The organism is Paenibacillus sp. B46(2026) (genome assembly GCF_056786355.1).
The window spans coordinates 2623763-2643415 of record NZ_CM165907.1 but is presented as its reverse complement, the minus strand read 5'-3'; the positions used below and the strand labels follow the sequence as shown (position 1 = coordinate 2643415).

The 19653-nt window shown below is 42.6% G+C and carries 21 protein-coding genes; 3 read left to right on the top strand and 18 right to left on the bottom strand.

The window, feature by feature from the left end; translation table 11 throughout:
- Positions 1-68: 68 nt before the first annotated feature.
- The 17 genes from AC1S8V_RS12180 to AC1S8V_RS12100 all read right to left on the bottom strand — a co-directional run bounded on the left by AC1S8V_RS12180 (position 69) and on the right by AC1S8V_RS12100 (position 14053).
- On the bottom strand, positions 69-530 hold the full coding sequence (locus tag AC1S8V_RS12180; protein WP_482073791.1) for a GNAT family N-acetyltransferase: 462 nt from the start codon (positions 528-530) through the stop codon (positions 69-71).
- 27 nt (positions 531-557) lie between these two features.
- Positions 558-1094: a P-loop NTPase family protein gene (locus AC1S8V_RS12175; RefSeq protein ID WP_482073790.1), complete on the bottom strand. Its 537-nt coding sequence runs from the start codon at positions 1092-1094 to the stop codon at positions 558-560.
- The gene (locus AC1S8V_RS12170; protein ID WP_482073789.1) at positions 1091-1633 is read right to left on the bottom strand and encodes a GNAT family N-acetyltransferase; all 543 of its coding nucleotides are present in this window, start codon (positions 1631-1633) and stop codon (positions 1091-1093) included. Before AC1S8V_RS12170 ends, AC1S8V_RS12175 begins: the two co-directional genes overlap by 4 nt.
- A gap of 2 nt (positions 1634-1635) precedes the next feature.
- Entirely contained in the window at positions 1636-2160 is a 525-nt protein-coding gene (locus tag AC1S8V_RS12165; RefSeq protein WP_482073788.1) for a GNAT family N-acetyltransferase, read from the bottom strand.
- 1 nt (position 2161) lies between these two features.
- The gene (locus tag AC1S8V_RS12160; protein WP_482074465.1) at positions 2162-2518 is read right to left on the bottom strand and encodes an NIPSNAP family protein; all 357 of its coding nucleotides are present in this window, start codon (positions 2516-2518) and stop codon (positions 2162-2164) included.
- 37 nt (positions 2519-2555) lie between these two features.
- A complete protein-coding gene (locus AC1S8V_RS12155) occupies positions 2556-3434 on the bottom strand; it encodes a class I SAM-dependent methyltransferase (RefSeq protein ID WP_482073787.1) in 879 nt (292 codons plus the stop codon).
- Positions 3435-3904: 470 nt separating this feature from the next.
- Positions 3905-4393: a DUF2691 family protein gene (locus tag AC1S8V_RS12150; RefSeq protein WP_482073786.1), complete on the bottom strand. Its 489-nt coding sequence runs from the start codon at positions 4391-4393 to the stop codon at positions 3905-3907.
- A gap of 150 nt (positions 4394-4543) precedes the next feature.
- A complete protein-coding gene (locus AC1S8V_RS12145; RefSeq protein ID WP_482073785.1) occupies positions 4544-5086 on the bottom strand; it encodes a GNAT family N-acetyltransferase in 543 nt (180 codons plus the stop codon).
- A 129-nt stretch (positions 5087-5215) separates the two neighbouring features.
- The gene (locus AC1S8V_RS12140; protein WP_482073784.1) at positions 5216-5746 is read right to left on the bottom strand and encodes an AAA family ATPase; all 531 of its coding nucleotides are present in this window, start codon (positions 5744-5746) and stop codon (positions 5216-5218) included.
- Positions 5747-5758: 12 nt separating this feature from the next.
- On the bottom strand, positions 5759-6244 hold the full coding sequence (locus AC1S8V_RS12135; RefSeq protein ID WP_482074464.1) for an N-acetyltransferase family protein: 486 nt from the start codon (positions 6242-6244) through the stop codon (positions 5759-5761).
- 25 nt (positions 6245-6269) lie between these two features.
- The gene (locus tag AC1S8V_RS12130) at positions 6270-6785 is read right to left on the bottom strand and encodes an AAA family ATPase (protein ID WP_482073783.1); all 516 of its coding nucleotides are present in this window, start codon (positions 6783-6785) and stop codon (positions 6270-6272) included.
- 202 nt (positions 6786-6987) lie between these two features.
- Positions 6988-8052, bottom strand: a complete 1065-nt coding sequence (locus AC1S8V_RS12125) for a polysaccharide deacetylase family protein (protein ID WP_482073782.1) — start codon at positions 8050-8052, stop codon at positions 6988-6990.
- Between the two features lie 274 nt (positions 8053-8326).
- Positions 8327-9379, bottom strand: a complete 1053-nt coding sequence (locus AC1S8V_RS12120) for an ABC transporter substrate-binding protein (RefSeq protein ID WP_482073781.1) — start codon at positions 9377-9379, stop codon at positions 8327-8329.
- A 42-nt stretch (positions 9380-9421) separates the two neighbouring features.
- A complete protein-coding gene (yjfF, locus tag AC1S8V_RS12115; RefSeq protein WP_482073780.1) occupies positions 9422-10396 on the bottom strand; it encodes a galactofuranose ABC transporter, permease protein YjfF in 975 nt (324 codons plus the stop codon).
- On the bottom strand, positions 10386-11429 hold the full coding sequence (locus AC1S8V_RS12110) for an ABC transporter permease (RefSeq protein ID WP_482073779.1): 1044 nt from the start codon (positions 11427-11429) through the stop codon (positions 10386-10388). The genes yjfF and AC1S8V_RS12110 overlap by 11 nt, the downstream gene beginning before the upstream one ends.
- A 4-nt stretch (positions 11430-11433) precedes the next feature.
- A complete protein-coding gene (locus tag AC1S8V_RS12105; RefSeq protein ID WP_482073778.1) occupies positions 11434-12945 on the bottom strand; it encodes a sugar ABC transporter ATP-binding protein in 1512 nt (503 codons plus the stop codon).
- An 85-nt stretch (positions 12946-13030) separates the two neighbouring features.
- Positions 13031-14053 (bottom strand): ABC transporter substrate-binding protein, encoded by a 1023-nt coding sequence (locus AC1S8V_RS12100; protein ID WP_076216274.1) that lies wholly within the window; start codon positions 14051-14053, stop codon positions 13031-13033.
- Between the two features lie 243 nt (positions 14054-14296).
- Here AC1S8V_RS12100 and AC1S8V_RS12095 point away from each other — a divergent pair, with 243 nt between their 5' ends.
- From AC1S8V_RS12095 to AC1S8V_RS12085, 3 genes are read left to right on the top strand one after another with little or no spacing between them, the layout of a single operon-like run.
- Positions 14297-16108, top strand: coding sequence for a cache domain-containing sensor histidine kinase (locus AC1S8V_RS12095; protein ID WP_482073777.1), 1812 nt, complete (start codon positions 14297-14299; stop codon positions 16106-16108).
- A gap of 5 nt (positions 16109-16113) precedes the next feature.
- Complete coding sequence (locus AC1S8V_RS12090; protein ID WP_482074463.1) at positions 16114-17703, top strand: response regulator; 1590 nt, start codon at positions 16114-16116, stop codon at positions 17701-17703.
- A complete protein-coding gene (locus AC1S8V_RS12085) occupies positions 17696-18661 on the top strand; it encodes a sugar ABC transporter substrate-binding protein (RefSeq protein ID WP_482073776.1) in 966 nt (321 codons plus the stop codon). Before AC1S8V_RS12090 ends, AC1S8V_RS12085 begins: the two co-directional genes overlap by 8 nt.
- A 455-nt stretch (positions 18662-19116) precedes the next feature.
- Here the strand turns inward: AC1S8V_RS12085 and AC1S8V_RS12080 are convergent, their stop codons facing one another.
- Positions 19117-19641, bottom strand: a complete 525-nt coding sequence (locus AC1S8V_RS12080) for a GNAT family N-acetyltransferase (protein WP_482073775.1) — start codon at positions 19639-19641, stop codon at positions 19117-19119.
- Between the last annotated feature and the right edge of the window lie 12 nt (positions 19642-19653).

The following is a 19653-nucleotide window of genomic DNA, read 5'->3' as shown; positions in this document are numbered from 1 at the left end:
GTGAATACCGCAACCAAGGCTAGCTCTTGGTTAACAAAGATATATTGCCCTCTGAAATGTTGTGTCTTTCATTTTATTTCCAACCTGTAGATCACTTCATCATCTGAATTGGTTCTATTCTCACTAATGAACAACATGCTTTTATACAAATTCTGTGCAACATCATTATCACGTTCAACTGTTAATGAAATAACTTTGCATAAAGGATGATGCTCCGTGATGTAATCTAGAATGGCTCTTAAAGCGCTCTTTCCCATCCCTCTACCTTGATAGGATTTATCGATTTGAAAACCACCAATCCAGTAATTATCGGTACTATCTGGAGTGTAACTCAGATAAAAGAATCCAATTACCTCTCCATCGATCTCAAGTACGTAAGGATCGAATGCTACATCCCACGGTTTTATATAGGCGTAAGCTATTTCCTCAATAACGGACGGAACTAATGTGACTTGGTGTTCATATAAAGAGATCTTCAGCGCCTCTTCCCAATTCTCTCGTGTGACTGGTTGAATTTTTATATCTCCCACTATATCTCCTCTTTCGGTACTCCTTGATTACCCGTAACGTTCTTTTTCACTCTCATTCACAACCACTTCCAAATGATGTTCAATCAACTGTATCACTTGTTTTTTATTCTTCGTGATTGTTGCTGTCTTGCTGTTTTCGTTAATCACATCTATGGCTGCAACTATATTATATTGATGGTTCCACTTCACAATCATCTGGCATAAGTTCTTGAATGACTGCTTGTAATTCCACGGTCGCAAACCAACTCTGGACAATACAAACCTTTTTATAATCCGATAATCTCTAATGAAAACATTTGGAGCTAATACAAAAATCAAATCCGCCTCCTGGATGGACTTAATGGTCCAATCTTTGCACTGCACTCCTTCTACAATCCAAGCCTCAGAACTGACAATAGATTGAACGGATTCATCCCTAACACTTTCAGGATATCTCAGATTTTCTGCGCTTCTGTCCCATATGAGATTGTCTAATTCATAGGAAGGAATGCCATATTTATCCGACAATTGTTTAGCTAATGTTGATTTCCCACTGCCGCAAGATCCAATAATTCGTATTCTCATACATATTCTTTCTTCAAAAATGCATAGATGACATTATCAACAAATCGATTTTTCCAATAATAGTTTTCTTTCAATATGCCTTCTTCACTGAAGCCAATTTTCTCAAGCAACGTTCTTGATCCCGCGTTCTCCGGCTTTACAAAGGCTTCAATCCTGTTTAATTCAAGATTCTCAAATCCGTATTCAACGATTTTCTGAGTGACCTCGGTCATGTAACCCTGCCGCCAAAACTCCGGTGCTAACTCATATCCCATCGCAGCTTTATGATGTTGTTTCATCCAACCATGAAATCCGCATGTTCCAATAATTCTACCATCCGACTTCAAAGCAATTCCCCAGCGGATGACCTGACCATTTTCGAATCGTTCATTCCATCTTTGTATGAGATCTTCTGCTTGTTTCGTATTCGTAAAACTTTCTACATCGTAGAATCTTGTTACTTCATCTGAAGAAAAAATATCAAATATGTCTTGGGAATCACTCTGTCTAATCTCTCTTAGCAGCAGTCTGTTAGTTTCTAGTTCAGGAAATGGTGTCAAATTCACTTCACCTCAATCGAGTAAACTGCTACATTTTTCCCTATGATGTCTACATCCTTCTCGTATTTCATGCCGTTCTTTTGTGCGACTTTCATAGAACCCACATTGCCATGTTGAATTAAAGATATTAATCGTCTCTGTTTCAAGTGATCCATGCCATATTCTTTCCATGCTTTTGCTTGTTCGTAACCGTAACCCATTCCCCAGTGTTGCTCTACAACCCAGTAACCAACTTCAAGCTTATCAATGCCTTCAATGAGTTGAGGAATCAGGCCAGAGGTTCCAACTAACTTGTTATCCTCTTTATTAAATGCGAGGAACAGCCCCTTATCGTTTTTATTCCAGTTGATGAACTTTTCCAGGCTTTGTATGGTTTCTTCCTTCGTCCAGGGTCCTCCATGTCTTATAAATTTCATCATATTGGGCTCACGTGTCATCTCGAAAAGTAAATCAAAATCATTTTTGGTATATTTCCGAAATATAAGTCGTTCTGTCTCCATCTTTCTCTCAACTCCTTTTTCATACATTTCACTTCAAAATCGTTTGTTCACGATCAACTGTCGATGTGAAAAATGCTTGCCTAATGTCTTCTCGAAATACTTCTTTGTACCGATGTCTTCCAATCTGATCAAAACGGGCTTGAACTCGCTTTACGTGTTCTGTATCTGATTTTATCTTTTTCTCGATCTCTTCGTATTGTTCAAAGGTATCGTATTCCCACATCGCAAAAATTTCGCTAGTTTCATCATCGATTGGTGTGTGCCATCTCCCAATCAGTCTTGATCCGTATTTCAATTGGGATGGCAGCAAAATATCATTAAATAGAGCATTAAACTCATCTACAAAAGAAGTCGCAATAATATAAGTTTTTCTCCTATATATCATCATCTGTACCTCCTTATGTGTAATAGAAACAGTACACCTATCTCGTCACAATTCCCGATGTAATTTTCATGTTCGGAGCATAGGTTAACCATGAGTTCTCATTAAACTCCTTAGCAAATACACTCTCTGCTTCATATTGTCTATTCGCTTCTTCTGAATTCAATCCTCTTTCAAGCAATTGAGTAACAACTTCATGTCTGGCATTCGGTTCTTGTCCCAGCCCTTCTTCTTTTAATGCATGAAAAAGCTTTTCCTTATCCGAATCTGCCATGTGTTGATCTAAGAAGTTAACCTTGTCACTCACCCGGCATTGTACATTTCTCAAGCCAAGTTGGCTGAGCAGGATTGGAATCTTCATACCGATATTTCCGTCTTTACCACTCCGGTTGCTATCCTCCTCGAACAATCTTTGGAGAATACCTAGCTGAATAATCTTGGATTGTTCAAGTCCATGTAATTCATAGTTTGACATATTAGCGATCCAATGGGGTTCAAAGCATATCATTCTACCCTCATCTACTACACTTTCGACCATCTTCTGAAGAATGCTGATAGGCTCTGTCATATGTAATAAGAAGGCATGACTTATCGCAATATCGTATTGACGTTTCACTTGCACTGTTTCAATGTCATCTACTATAAAAGTCGTTTGATAAGAGGTCTTTGAGAAAATCTCTTTGGCCTGCTTAATCAATTCCTTACCTTTGTCTAATCCGGTATAGGTTGATCCTTCGGGTAATAAAGGAAGCAGCTTCAATCCGAGATAGCCATATCCACATCCATAGTCGATAATATCTACTGACTTTTCAATCTTCCATACACGTTGAACCAAAAATTCAAGATAATCATCGTTATAATAAAGCCACCGCGTATTTCTCAGATATTCAATTTGGTCATCCCAATAATACTCAGACAAGGTGAAATCCCTCCTACATAAGATGTAATCGCATTCATCAATATTCAAATACCATGGGGAAACGGACTAGAGTATGGCTTCAAACTCTGCCGATTTTCTAAGGAACACAGGACATCTTATTCGGCCTTCAGGTCCTCTTTTAAAATTGTAAGGAACATGAGACATCTTATTTCCCAAAATCATCTGACAAAAACGCTACAAAAGGCTATTTTTTCTGGTATAGCGTGTCTCAGATTCCTTAGATTTCGGAGGGCGTTTCAAATTCCCGAATAAGACGTGTCAGGTTCGTTAGCGTAACACCTAACACTAAACTCAACGCTATGTTAATGCATATCACCTATGTAATGATGATATTCTCCTCTCCTTTATACAGTTGCTTCAAAACCAAATGTTCCAATTACTTACATAAGTGTACTGCGAAAGCATGAGATGGTCTATCAAACCTTAGCAGTTAATCCCAAGCTCCTTTATCACCAGACCGATAGTATTGTCCTCGTATCATTCTCATCCGTTAAATATTCGAGAGATTCAAATCCCTGTCTATTTATATGATTATATAATTCCTCGACTTTTTCTAGATCTTTACAATAAACCGTGACGTAGATACTATCGATCACAAGAAGAACCATCTGACACTCACTCACCACATAATCTTGATAGGTGATTACATCTGTTATTTGTGTGCCTTTTGGAAATGCTTTTAAATTCGCAAATATTAAATAATAATCGTTGTTATCAATAATCTTCTGTAATTCCTCTCCATTCATACCAATAATCATATCCGGAAAAAGATCACCCCCTAACGTATCACCCTCAATGAAATAGGATTCTTCTCCACCAATAAACCAATCGAAATTAGATACCTCCATTGGTTTTAAAATCTCCCCAAGAAAGCGACCATAGGCATTTGGTATTTCAAAACGTATTCCTCTGTTCATCAACTCACCCTTTTTATGCATATATATTAGTACATTAATCTTTTGATTTTTGGATCACAAACGTAATCGAAATTAATAAAGAATACAACTGAACAAAGCTATTGAGATTGAAATTCCAATTTTCTGTTTTCCTTTATAATTGATCTTTTAAATCATGGATACCTCTTGAGACTATGACTGCTCATATTCAGTTTTTAAGATACTCATGCAAACACTATCCCAGTATTTCCCCTTTTTATATATCTTCTTTCTGTATCTTCCTTCTTCTTTAAAGCCACATTTTAAATAACATTTGTAAGCAATCTCATTATACTCGTACACTTCAAGTTCTAATCTGTTTAAATTCAGCTCTTCGAAGACAAACTTCTGTAGTACACGGATTGCTTCACTGCCATAACCTTTACCTAAAAATTCTTTTCTCCCTATTACAATTGCTAAAGATGCAAAGCGGTTTTTCCAATCAATTTTGTACAGATCAATCTGACCTATATAATCTAACGAATCATTTAATCCGATAATAAAACTTTTATTTGAAGACTTGCCTTCAACCATTGTCCTGAAAAAGACTTCCGTCTCATAACTCGAATGAGGATACAAAAAATTATCTGATAATGTCCCTGTGATTTCCGGGTCGTTCACCCATTGTTTGATGTAATCCAAATCAGCATCCTGGTATTCTCTTAACACAATTCTTTCTCCATAAATACGAGACATCGTTAATCCCCCCCCAACGATCTTTTTTCTTTTGCAACCTTATTAATAAAATGTAATGCTTGTTTCTACCTTTTATTAGTTATTCAACGCTCGTGCATTTTCACAATTCGAAACATAATAACAGAGCAGTTACTTCACTCGATATTTCTCATTATTTATAATTTCCCTTACTATTTCAGGTAATTGTTCTTCTGTAAAATGATTAGTATACAGCTTGTTATCTACTCTCAAATCCAGATTATTTTCAAACTCATCCAGCAGAATTACACTTCTTTCTTTCATTTGATATTCTTCTGCTCTTAGACGGTCTCTGCGAATAATGGTTTGATGATCAACCATTAATACAACATAGATTATGCGAACATGATAGTCTGCCAATTCTGCTATTAATCCATCAATGTCTTCCGGAAAGGCCACATAGTCCAGCACCACATCGTATTTATAATCCAATAAGTTTTTCACTAGACTAGATATATTTTTCCAAGTTAAGTTGTGTGTATCCTTATCAAGCCAGGGTTTACCTCGCCCTTTGACTGGAAAGTGACTAACCGCATCTCCAGAAATATACGCACTTTTCTCTAAAGTCTGAACCAGCAGCTTGGAAGTTGTAGATTTCCCTACTCCAGGGGGGCCAGATATAATATATAGGTTATTACTCATTCTGTATTCTCCTTACAATATCTTTTGGAAACTTCCAATATCCAGTTTTCTATCAAATTTATATCCGATCTCTTTAAACAGAGCACATTGTTCATAACCATTTCTCTCAAATAATGATTTACTTCTTGTATTCTCCATGCAAATCGTCGCAATTAAGGTATGGAATCCTTGTTCTTTTGCAATCTTCTCAATAAAACGTAGTGCTTGTTTCCCCAAGCCTTTTCCCAAAATATCGGGCTTTAAATATACGGTGACTTCACCGCAAATGTCATATGCCTGTTTACTCTTATACTGGGTTATCAGAACATAGCCCATCATTTGATCGTTTTCAAGAATTACGTAAGTTTTATACCGCGTATCCCTGTTCATCACAGAGAATTTAATCTGATCAAGATCTAATTCCTCCGTATGAAACGAAATGGTTGTATTCAAAACATAGTAGTTATAAATAGCTCTAATTTCAGGGAGGTGCTGTTCCGTTACCTCTTCAAAAGTCACAGTCGTCAATTACGATCCATCCTCTTCAGTTCATTTTCTTCAAAATAATTTCGATGATTTCACTGGTCTCCAGATGATCGGTAACAATGTGGGTTTGAAATTTATCATCCTTGAAAGCTTGAACACACTTTGGTGCTTGTTGATACTGCCAGCCTCCATATTCATCTCCACGTTTAGCCAAACGATGATAAATTGTCTCTTCTGTAGCCGTTAAGCAAAAATGATAAATGTCCTGATCGATCTCTTTCAACCCGTTATAGATGTAATTAAAGTTTTCCTCTTTATAGATGGTCATGGGGACAATTAAGTGTTTGTTGTATTTCTGCTTTACTTCTTTTGCCGTCTTTACGGTTAGAATTTTCCATAGATCGATATCTTGAAAATCATCCGTACGTTCCCTTTCCTCTCTACAATTCTCCGGGAGAAGTTTTCTGAGCATATAACCTATTTCTTCAGGATCGTAGATCATACTGTTGGCAACTAAAGGCTGAAGCGCTTCTGCTGCAGAAGTTTTTCCCGAACCAAACGCTCCGTTAATCATAATGATCATTTGATCATTTCACTCCCATTCAATGAAATTTTTCAATAGAAACCAAATTCTTCCTATCCTCAATTTCATCCATTATAAATGTTTTTCTTCCACTTTTGTGTAACAAAATGTCCAAAAACATGATGAAATCCCATTGGATTAACCCAACGGGATTTCATCATAGTGCATTATTTTTCAATCAACCTTGAGCTTGTTAATGTATTTCCAAGTAATCGATATATATATCCCATGTCCCGTCATCGGCTGTTACAACCAACTCAATGACCTGATTTCCCGTCCCATGGCTGATATTATTCAGGGTATAAACGGCTGGAGCGCTTCCGCCAAAGTAAAAGGTTCCCTTCGTCTGTCCGCCAATCTTCAAATCAACTCTAGCCATGTTGGCATTGCTTGAAGCTCCACGAAGTGAAAAATTGTGAGTGCTCATTGCAAAATTCTGAGTGTATTTAACCAAATCATTGTTGGCATAAAGGACCACACCGTTGAAAGGAGAACTGATACTGCCGGTGTATTGTCCACCTTTGGTCATATTCTCGGCTTCTACTTTTGTTGAAGTACCTGGGGGATTGTTGGTACCGCCATCAGGCGCGACTGCCCGACCTGTCGTTGGTGAGATCATGCCGGAGCAAAGGCCACGATTCTTCAGATTTTGTGCAATTTGCGGAATCGCCTGAAGTGTCGTCTGGTACTGATCATGCATTAGAATGACGTCACCACTTTTCATCGTGTTCACAGCCGCTACAATCTGGGCTGCGCTGGCACCATTCCAGTCTTGAGAATCTACGTTCCACAGTACTTCCTTAAGGCCGTTTTGGCTCACAACGGATTTCAAGGTCGCATTTGTCGCACCGTAAGGAGGTCTGAACAGTTTAGGTGAACTTCCGGTAATAGACTGGATCGTCTGCTGTGTCCGAGTAATCTCTGACGACATCTGAGAGCTGTTTAATGTAGTCATATTCGGATGTGTATAGGAATGATTGCCAATCCACATACCAGCTGCTACTTGTGCAGAAACCAGAGATTGATTATTTTGCGCATTTTGTCCAACATTGAACATCGTTGCCCGTAAACCCGCCTGCTTCAACGCGTTAAGCATGTTTGTTGTATTTCCAGATGGGCCATCGTCAAACGTCAAGCCTACATAACCATTTGGACAGGCTGCGTCTGCGGCACGAGCATCAGGCACTGCTGGAATGGAAAACAAGGTACTGAAAAGTGCGAGAGATATTACCGCCTTTGCTAGCTTTACTTTGAACATAAAATTACCTCCTCATATTATATTCACAGCATAATACCTTCTACACTCCCTCTCTTTATCGGACTTTCACCCTCGAAAAAAAAGCGCTTTCAAAAACCCGCAATCCGTTGCCTCCTTTCTCATAGAGAAGAGCTTTTAGTTCAAGGTGAGTTCAGTATAAACGATACGTTTATTTAAAGTAAATTGAATTTTATCCAAAATGTTCTATTTTTTTACGAGCTACGGAGTAGCTTGTTCATCATTCAATGAAAGAAAGTAACTCGTATTTGATGCTCTAGAATCGCCTGTTGTACATCTCCCGTCTAGCACTCTCCTGTGTAAAAATGTCCTCCGGGGGCACCATGCGCTTCGGGAGTGTACGCCCTGCAATAATTTCTTTTGTAGCCTGCATAAGCTGAGGACCAATCAGCGGGTTACATTCCACCACAGCGTTGATTTTCCCACTCGCCAGAATTTCAAGTGCTTTGCGGGAGCCGTCCACCGAGACAATGATAATGTCCTCTCCCGGCTTCAGCCCAACTTCTTCTATCGCTTGTATGGCGCCAAAAGCCATTTCATCATTATGGGCAAAAAGAACCTGCGGCCGTTCGTCTTCCGGAACCTGAAGGAATTCTTTCATCACTTGTTTCCCGTTGTCCTCCGTAAAATCGGCAGGAGCACTTTGTGAGAAGATGATATCTGCTCTGGTGTCGAAAATGCTTCTAAATCCCTCGCCACGCTGGATGGAAGGCGTAGAACCACTCGTGCCTTGCAGTTCGGCAATCCGTATCAAACCCGGATGATTTCGCATCCGATCCTGAATGTACTTCCCGGCCTTCACACCTTCCTCATAAAAGTCCGATCCAATCGTTGTCACAAAAAGTGAAGTGTCTTTGACATCGACTGACCGGTCTACGATGATCACGGGTATGCCTGCATCCCTGGCCTCCTGAAGAATACCATCCCAGCCCGATTCCACGACCGGTGCAATGGCAATGACATCCACCTTTTGCCTGATGAACGACCGAACAGCCTCGAACTGTTTCGTCTGAGACTGTTCTGCATTTTTTATTACAAGGGAGATTCCCGATTCTGCCGCAGCATTTCGAATAGACGTGGAGTTTGCCAGACGCCAGGCACTCTCTCTGCCCAGTTGTGAAAAACCCAAGACAATCGGTTTCGTAGAGGTATCCCTTGCTACCGCTGATTCCATCCATTCCTCAACCGACGGGAGAGTTTCCATGTTGTTAGATGAGACGGGAGGAGGAACAGATTCAGACTCAGGCGTTGTGCAACCGACAAGTAGCAGCAGAATGAACAAGCACAACCCGTTCACATGTCTTCTCACTCACGCATCCCCCATCTCCATATTTCATTTAATTCGATCAACTTAATGCAGTGATTTCGAGGATACTCGCCGCCCGCTAAGAAGTCGTTGGAACAAAATAAAAACAAACAGCATCAGGCCAATTACAATCTTGGTCCACCATGAGCTGAGCGTACCTTCGAAGCTAATTATAGTTTGGATCGCCCCCTGGATCAATACACCAATAAAGGTTCCCGCCACATACCCCACACCACCTGTTAGCAAGGTGCCTCCGATCACAACAGCCGCGATGGTATCGAGTTCAAGACCCATGGCGTGTAATCCATAACCGGATAACATATAGAAGGTAAAGACAACACCGGCAAGCGCGGAGCACAAACCGCTGAACGTGTATACCAGGATTTTGGTACGTGCAACCGGCAGCCCCATGAGCAGCGCAGATTGCTCGCTTCCGCCGATGGCGTAAACGTTGCGCCCGAACCGGGTGTAATGTGCCAGGTAGATCGCGAGCAGTACAATAACCAGAGCAATAATCACATTAATGGAGACAAAGCTGCCCCCTGGCAGCGAAATTTTCGCCTGCGCAACCTGTGTGTAAAATGGATTCGTAATGGTAATGGTGTCAAGACTGATGACATAACACAGCCCCCGCGCCAAAAACATGCCTGCCAGTGTCACGATGAAAGGCTGGATTTTAAAATAGTGGATGATAGCCCCCATGACTGTGCCAAACAACGCACCCATGACAAGCACCATAGGTATAACAATCACAGGCGACCACCCTTGCTTCTCGACAAGACTTGCGCTAATGATGGTCGTCAGCGCAATGACAGAACCTACCGACAGGTCGATTCCTCCCGATACAATTACAAAAGTCATGCCAATCGCCGTGATAATCAGAAATGCGTTATCAATGAGAAGATTAAGCAGTACCTGTGTGGAGAAAAACCCCGTATACCGGAAAGAGCCTATGGCAAACATCACGGCCAGCAAACCGAAGGTGACAAAGACCGGGAGATACTTACGATTAAGAAACATGGCGGTTAACCCCCTGTTCGGCTGGAAACTTCCGTTTTTTCCAACGGATCACCATGGAATTGCGGAATGAATCGGATTGAATTAAACAAACGGCCAGTACAACAAAGGCTTTGACAACCAGTGTAACTTCTGGCGGGACTCCAATCATATAGATCGTCGTTGTTAAGGTTTGGATAATGAGTGCTCCAACGACGGTACCCATTAGATAGAAACGACCGCCATTGAGCGAAGTACCCCCGATGACGACAGCAAGAATGGCATCGAGTTCATACCACAGACCTGCGTTATTTCCATCCGCACTGGATACATTCGAGCTGAGAATAAGCCCGGCAATGCCGGCACACAGACCACAGAAGACATATACCGTGAGAATAACCGTTTTTGAACGAATACCTGCCAGTTGGCTCGCGTTTGCGTTACTTCCAACCGATTCGATAAACAGTCCCAGTGCCGTTTTTCTCGTCAACAGTGAGGCAACAAGCAGCACAGTTAATACGATGAAGATGGAAAAAGGCAATGCTGCAAGCGAACCTGCCCCGATATAGGCGTAGTTCGCATTGGATACAGTAATAATCTGTCCACTCGTAATCAATTGCGCAATCCCACGTCCGGCTACCATCAGAATAAGCGTTGCAATAATGGGCTGGATTCGGGCAACCGAAACCAGCGCCCCGTTCCATATGCCCAAGATCAGTGAGAGACCTATAGATAATCCAAGTGCACCCAACATAAGCCCGAAGGAACTCTCATCTACTCCTCTACTGATGCTCATACAAGCCACGGCACCGGAGATCGCTACAATGGAGCCCACGGACAAATCGATACCTCCGGTCGCAATCACCAGTGTCATGCCGATCGATACCAGAATTAAAGGCGCTCCAAAATTGAGAATATCAATCAAGCTGCCATACAGATTCCCTTCACGCATGACGAGAGAGAAGAAATCCGGAGAGTACAGCAAATTAAAGATTAAAAGTAAACCAAGCATACATAACGGCCAAAACAAATGATGTTTACGCATCTTGCCCGCCATCCCTTCAACCTCCTGCCATTGCTTTCATGATTTGCTGTTGATGGATCTGATCCCCGCTAAGTTCTTTCACTTTTTTGCGGTCCCGGAGTACGGCAATCCGGTGGCTGACACGAATCACTTCTTCCAGCTCGGACGAAATGAACAGCACGGCCATGCCCTGCTTTGACAGAGAGAGCACCAGCTTCTGTATTTCAGTCTTTGCACCGATATCAATTCCACGTGTAGGTTCATCTAGAATCAACAGATCGGGGTTCATCAGCAGCCACCGGGCAAGCAACACCTTTTGCTGATTACCGCCGCTCAGATTTTTAATTAAATGCTCCGGGTTTTTCGGATGGATATTTAACAACTTGATGTACTTTTCGGCGATCTCATCCTGCTTCTTGCGTGAGATTGGTTTGGACCAGCCTCGTGTCGCTTGTAAAGCCAGAATAATGTTCTCCCGAATGGTCAAATCATCGATTATACCTTCGGTTTTACGGTTTTCGGAGCAAAAAGCAATATTCTGATCAATCGCATGACGAGGCGACTTGACCGTACTTCCTGTATCCACAACGAGCAGCTTGCCTTCGTCCGAACGATCTGCACCAAAGAAAAGACGAGCGATCTCGGTACGACCAGACCCCAATAACCCAGCCAAGCCCACGACTTCTCCCTTGCGAATGTCCAGATCAAAAGGCTCAATCGCTCCTTTGCGTCCAAGTGCCTTAGCGGTAATTAACAGTTCTCCCGACTCCGCCTGGGCAGCATCCGTTTCCTTCGGAAGCTCCTCAAGCATCTCAAACTCCTTGCCAATCATCTTGAGCACCAGTTCCATGCGTGGAAGTTCTGCCGCTATGTACTCTCCTTCCAATTCCCCGTTACGGAGCACCGTTAGACGATCCGACATTTCGTATACCTGATCAAGAAAGTGAGTAACAAAAAGAATCGCGAGACCTTCACTCTTTAATTTGTGCATAATACGAAACAGTTGCTGAACCTCGTTTTTGTCCAGACTGGATGTGGGTTCATCCAGTATGAGCACTTTTGCCGAGATGCTGAGTGCTCTTGCAATCGCAATCAGTTGTTGAATCGCGACGGAGTAGGTCTGTAAAGAAGCCTTAACGTCGATGGTCAGATGTAATCTGTCTCGCAGAAGGTCCTCCGCATCTTTGTTCATTTGCTTCCAATTGATTTTGCCAAATCGCATCGGCTCCCGCCCGATGAAAATATTCTCAGCGACCGTTAAGTTCGGACAGAGATTGACCTCTTGGTAAACGGTACTAATTCCCGCCTTTTGCGCTTCAAGCGGACCGGAGATCGAAAGATCACGGTTGTCCATGGTTACCGTTCCTTCGTCAATGGAATAAACGCCGGTCAGAACTTTAATAAGCGTGGACTTTCCCGCTCCGTTCTCACCCATCAAGGCATGAATCTCGCCCGGAAACAAGCGAAAACTGACGCTGGACAGCGCTTTAACCCCGGGAAATTGTTTGGTGATGCCTGTCATTTGCAAAATGGGGGCTTGCTCGGCCATATAACCCTCTCCTTTGTTATGGAAAAAAGTCATTTAGCGACAGCCTGGTCGAAAAATGACTTTTCGGTGTTATACGAATCTGCTTTTAATATTCGCGTGTTGGCAATGCTTCTTTGGCTTGCTCCGATGTGAAAGTTGTCTCATCCGTTACGATTCGGGGTTCGATGTCTTTCCCGTCCACCACCGCTTGAACCGCTTCCATTAATTGAGGTCCTAACAACGGATTACATTCAACGATAAAGTTGATTTTGCCATCAGCAGCAGCCTGCATCCCATCCTTCACGGCATCCACAGAGATAATGGTAATATCTACGCCTGGTTTCAATCCTGCCGCTTCAATGGCCTGAATTGCACCAAGTGCCATATCGTCATTATGTGCATAGAGAACATCTATTTTTTTATGTGCTTTGAGGAAAGCTTGCATGACTTCTTTGCCTTTGGCACGTGTAAAGTCACCTGATTGTGAAGCAATCACTTTAAGCTTCGAATTGGAAGCAATCAATTCCATAAAGCCCTCTTGACGGTCATTCGCTGGTGCGGAGCCTGTTGTACCCTGCAACTCAACGATATTGATCTCGTCTTGTGTGTCCTTGTATTGGTCACTAAGCCACTGACCTGCTTTGCGTCCTTCTTCTACAAAGTCGGAGCCAATAAAGGTTTTGTAGAGGGTTTTATCCGGCGAATCCACAGCACGGTCCGTCAAAATCACGGGAATGCCTGCATCCTTCGCTTCCTTCAATACGGTATCCCAACCGGATTCTACAACAGGGGAAAAAGCTATCACCGTCACCTTCTGTTGTATGAAGGATCGCAAAGCTTTAATTTGATTTTCCTGCTTCTGCTGCGCATCGGAGAATTTCAAATCATAACCCGCTTCTTTGGCTGAATCCTGAATCGACTTGGTATTTGCCGAACGCCAGCCACTCTCCGCACCAACCTGCGAAAAACCAAGCGTAATTGTTTTGGCGCTGGCAGGTGTACTGCCATTCCCACTCGTTGAAGTTTCATTATCGGAGCCTGCTCCTCCATTGGTACTGCTACATGCCGTGCTGACCAGCATCACCATAGCCAATGTTATGGCAAGTCCCCACTTTTTTTTGGTTCGCATGTTGTGATCCTCCCTTTTTTCGTTTCACCTTGTGGTGTGACCACATTATAGAACGCTTTCATTCCGAGCTTATATGGAGTCTCATACTTTATTTATGTAATAATTTAGTAATTTCAAAAAATGTATTTTAAAAAGTGTAATTTCTTTGTTTAATTGTGTAGTATTTAGCGATTCTCTTACATATTAGAAAATCATGTTATACTAATGATACATTTTTGATCCCTTCAGATGGAGTGGAATACGTTGAAACTCATTCAATGGATTGCTTCAAGCCTCAGGCTTAAATTACTCAGCATGTTTATCATCCTCAGTTCAGTACCACTGATCGTCGTTGGATTGATTTCTTACCACAAATCCTATACGGTAGTATCCAATCATAACAAGGCCTCGACACAACTGGTTGCCGACCAGCTTGCCAGGAACATTGACATCTTGTTTGAGGATACGGAACGGCTGCTCGAACTGGGCAAGAACCCGCAAGTGCTTCAATACCTGTATTCTCAATCGGAATCGTACCCGGAAGCCAAAGCCATCCTTCAGACATACAATCTTTATCGGGAAACCTACAAGTATGACAAGGTACTTAATATCTCGTTCGTGAATTTCTATGGAAAAGGCATAAGTGAACGAAAAGGCGTGTTCAAACTGGAACGAAATCCGCTGCGTAACCCGTACTTCAAGTATCTGATACAGTATCCGGATGCCATTCTGCGCATCCCTCATTCTGCAGCCTATGCCGAATATAACAGGCTGGATGGGTTTGCTTACCCTAAACAGAATGCGCTTTCAATTATAACCACGGTCAAAGAGCGAATTACGCATGAGGTCATTGGGTTCATCGTGATTGATTTGAATGATTCGTTCATTGATGATTTTTTGACGAGTACTCCCATTAAGGATTCCGGTTTTTTCTACATTAGTGATCAGCACGGCAATACTCTTTTCAGGTCGGTTACCACCCCGGCATCCATAACCATGATGGATCAGATCCGATCCATCCCTTTGCATTTACAGCACGACAGCTTTATCCTGTCTGCAGGATCCAAGCCCCAGTTTGTTGTATACAGCACCTCAGAACAGACCGGATGGAAAATGATCGGCGTAGCTCCTTATCAGGAAATCATTGCAGAGGCCAATAGCATTCGCCAATTGATCATCATTACGGTTTTGTTAAGTGCTTTCTTTGCGATATCGTTATATTTTTTCCTGAATAATCGACTGATTCTTCCCATCCAGATTCTGATGAACAAGATGCGTAAAGCTGCAAACGGTTACTTGGAAGCCAAAGTCACACCACACGGCTCGGACGAAATTGCTGATCTGGGCAAAAGCTTCAATGTGATGCTGGATAAGCTCAAAACACTAATCGAAAAGAGCATTCGAGAGAATGAACAGGTAAAAATAGCTGAACTACGTACGCTGCAAGCTCAGATCAACCCTCACTTCCTCTATAACACATTGGAATCTATTCTATGGATGGCTGAAGCAGAGAAAAAAGAAAATGTAATCAAGCTTGTGCAGGCACTCTCGAAGTTCTTTCGTTTGAGTCTGAACAAAGGATTCGACTGGGTGTCTATTCAAACCGAGCTTGAACATGCGCGGAGTTACTTGGTCATTCAACAGATGAGGTACCATGATATTCTCACCTACGAGATCAGCGTTGACCGTGAGCTTCAGGACTATCCCATTTTAAAAATGACGCTGCAACCCCTAATTGAAAACGCGCTCTATCATGGGATCAAGAACAAACGTGGTCAAGGGCTGATATCCATACACGGATATGTACAGGACAACAGCATCATTCTCACCGTACAAGACAACGGAATCGGCATGTCTGCGGATCGATTGGCACAATTACGCGAAGAGCTGGAGAAGCCGGCAGGTTCCCGTTCCCCCCAAGATGACGAGCAGGAAGGCGGTTTCGGTCTGCTCAATGTACATCACCGGATTCGGCTTTATTTCGGACCAGCTTATGGCGTTGAAATGGAAAGTACGTATATGGAAGGAAGCACATTTATGATTCGTATCCCCAAAAGCAAGGAGGTTCACCGTTGAAAAAAGTGATGATCGTGGATGACGAAATTGGAATTCGGGAGAATATACGCAGCTGCATTGATTGGGAAAAGGAAGGTTTTCACTATTGCGGGGATGCATCCGATGGCGAGCTTGCGTTACCTTTGATTCATGAATGGGCTCCGGATATTCTGATTACGGATATCAAAATGCCATTTATGAACGGATTGGAACTGACCTCCATCGTTCGCACTCAACAACCTGATATCAAAATCATTATCATGAGCGGTCATGATGAATTCAGCTATGCCCAGGAGGCAATCCGACTCGGTGTGACCGAGTACTGTCTAAAGCCAATAAGCGCAGCAGAGCTAATCCAAATGCTTCATAAGGTCAGCAAACAAATGGATGAAGAACACCAACGCATGACAAGCCGAACGATCACCAAGGAAAAACTGCTGGCCGATCTGTGTGGAGGACTCATCGGTACAACCGATGCGATTGAATCAGCCAAACAACTCTCACTTCCTCTCTCAGCCAGGTATTATACAATTGTCATTATCGACGTACGATTAACAGATGATTCTAGGGACTCGGAATCCATGATGAAGAAGCTGATTCCCGTACTGGAAGAAACTCGTGATTCCCACGTAGAACTTCTTTCTTATATTCGAAGCAGGACCGAGTTGGTGCTTCTGCTCAAGCATCACACCGATGACAGCATATCCGTATATCTGGAGCAGCTTCGCGGGCAGGTTCGTATGGAACTTGAGCATATGTTCAACTGTCATATTATTCTGGGCATTGGCAGTCAACAGGAGCGTCTGCAAGGAATTCATGTCTCGTATCTGGAAGCGGAGGAGGATAAATATATTACCCGGCTCACCCTTCAGAACAGAGCTTCTCTACGTGAAATTAACCTGGATGAGCAAACGACTCTTTTTCTCGACAGGAATTCGTTCCTTGAATTTCTCAAAATCGGCAGCCCCAATCTGCGAGACCATTTTGTGCAGGAGTTTGCCGCTCCATTACAGTCCTTCGACTGGAAGTCCTCATCGTATGGCTTCTATCTGTTGAATGATCTTACGCTGGAGTCGTTTCGGCTCGCAAATCAGCTATTCCGCATGAGCGACCATTCGGATGAGAACATTACTTCCCTGCAGCAGACGATCCGGAAGATCACGTGCTGGGAGGATTGCACCCAATATCTGTGTTCCCTGCTTAACCTGTTATGGCAGAGAAGAGCAGCGTGCTCCGGAAAATACAGTGATGTTATTGATCAGGTGAAAGCCTATGTATCCCGTGAATACAATAACGAACAGGTCTCGTTGAAGTTGATTTCTGCACACGTCAGAATCAGTCCAAGTCATCTAAGCAAGATTTTCAGTCAGGAAACCGGTCAAACGATAACGGAGTATTTAACCCAGATTCGAATCGGCAAAGCCAAGGAGCTGCTGAAAACAACCAACAACAAAACCTTTGAGATTGCTTACAAAGTCGGTTACAACGATTCTCACTATTTTTCCAATATATTCAAGAAAACAACGGGTTTTACACCAAGAGAATACCGAACTCAAGGAACCGAGGAATCGCAGGCCAGACCATCAGATATGAGAAAAGAGCCAATGTATGAATAAAGCCAGATTTGCACTTTTACTTACACTAATACTTCTGTTCCCGATGATCATTTCATCCGGTTCGGCACACATTCGTCCACAGCAGATGGCTGCAACACTTCCTGCAACTTCACCCGTAGAGAAATCTGCAGCTAGCAAAACTTTCGGTATTATTTATCCAATGACGTATCCAACCTATGAGATGATCACGAAGGATGCAACGGAGTATGCAGGGAAACACAATATCACGTTAATTGTAAACGCACCTGATGAAGCCAATACCGAACAACAGATCCGTATCATGGAGAATATGATCAAACAGCATGTGGACGGGATAGCTATATCTCCTGTCGATGCTGCTGCACTTACACCCGTTATTGATGCAGCCCAAGCTGCGGGTATTCCTGTCATTACATTTGAGTCAGATGTCCCATCCAGTCATCGAATCGCTTATGTGGGCGCCGATAACTATCGCACTGGCCAGCAGTTCGCGATGACGACTACACGACTCCTGCATAATCAAGGCATGATTCTTGTCGAGAATGGCTTGGAGGAGATGCAAGGTTTGCAGCAGCGGCTTAATGGATTCATTGACTATATCCGCAGTGAAACAGACATCGAAATCTTGGAAGTTCGTTATCATCAAGGGAATGAAGATCAAGCCATGTCCGATATGGAGAATATGATTCAAGCTCACCCTCACTTCAATGCGATTATCGGGCTCGATTTTGTTTCTGTCTCTGCCTCTACCCTGATCTGGAAAGCAAAAGGCCTTAACCGGCATTTAATCGCGTTCGGTGATAGCCCGACCAGTGAAAACGGGTTGCTCAACGGTCAATTGTCTGCCGTTATTTCGCAGAATGAAGGAGTCTGGGGTGCCAAAATGATGGAGACCCTGTTACTCGCTAGCGACGGCGTGTCTGTGAAGGAATTTATTGATACGGGGATCATTGAAATAAACCAGAAAGCAATTAATTAAGGGGATGTCCGCGCCTGTCATTCAGATGACAGGCGGACATCCCCATTTAAATTTTCGTACACGTAGTTATTTCATCCGTTCAACGAAGGGTTTCTCATGAAAGATGACCTTTTTCCGATAGTTGTTCAGATCTACCCTTTACGGTTAAGCTTCATGATGAGCCTATCTAGGATAAACCCCACTCCGCCCCAAAAAATCAAATGGAACAAGTATATCAACGGCCTGAACAATGAAGTCGTCTCTGGATTTGTATTTATCTTGGTCAACCAGTCATTCAGCAACGGATTTATAGGATTCGTTAGATAAATCAGAATATTCTTATCATCGTTCCCTGATAGATTAATGAAACATACGGTTAGCGAGAAAATAACAAACCAAAAAGTCAGCTTTTTCAGAATGTTCAGCATGACGAGTGGGTAAACCTCCTCTCAAGTATGATGATCCTTTTTGAGAAGCTATTTTTTCCATTCATTTTCTAATATGCTCATCTCGATAAGATTCCAGAATGTATCTTCGTATCTTCTCGCATCACGAATAAGTCCTTCTTGTACAAAGCCCGCTTTTTCATAACATCGGATGGCTGAGACATTAAAATCAAATACGCCCAGACTGATCCGGTGTAACTTCTCCTCTTCAAATCCAATTCGAAGTGCCTCATCGATCATTTGCTTCCCATAGCCTTTACCCTGATATGGCTTGCCAACAAGCACCTTACCGATACGCCCTGAACGATTATATCGATCGATACCGCCAAGAGCAATATGACCCACAATCTCCTGAGTCGATTCATCCATCACTTTATAAATGAACTTATTTGAAGTGTTCTTATCATTGGCACCATCCAAATAATCAGATAGCTGTTCTCTGGAAAGTGGATAATGGAACTGAGGGCCGGCCCACTGGAGCAGAAATGCTTCATCCCCACTCCATTCGATCAGTAGTTCAAAATCTTCCGGTTCAAAGTATTGGAATGTAATCATATCGATCTGCCC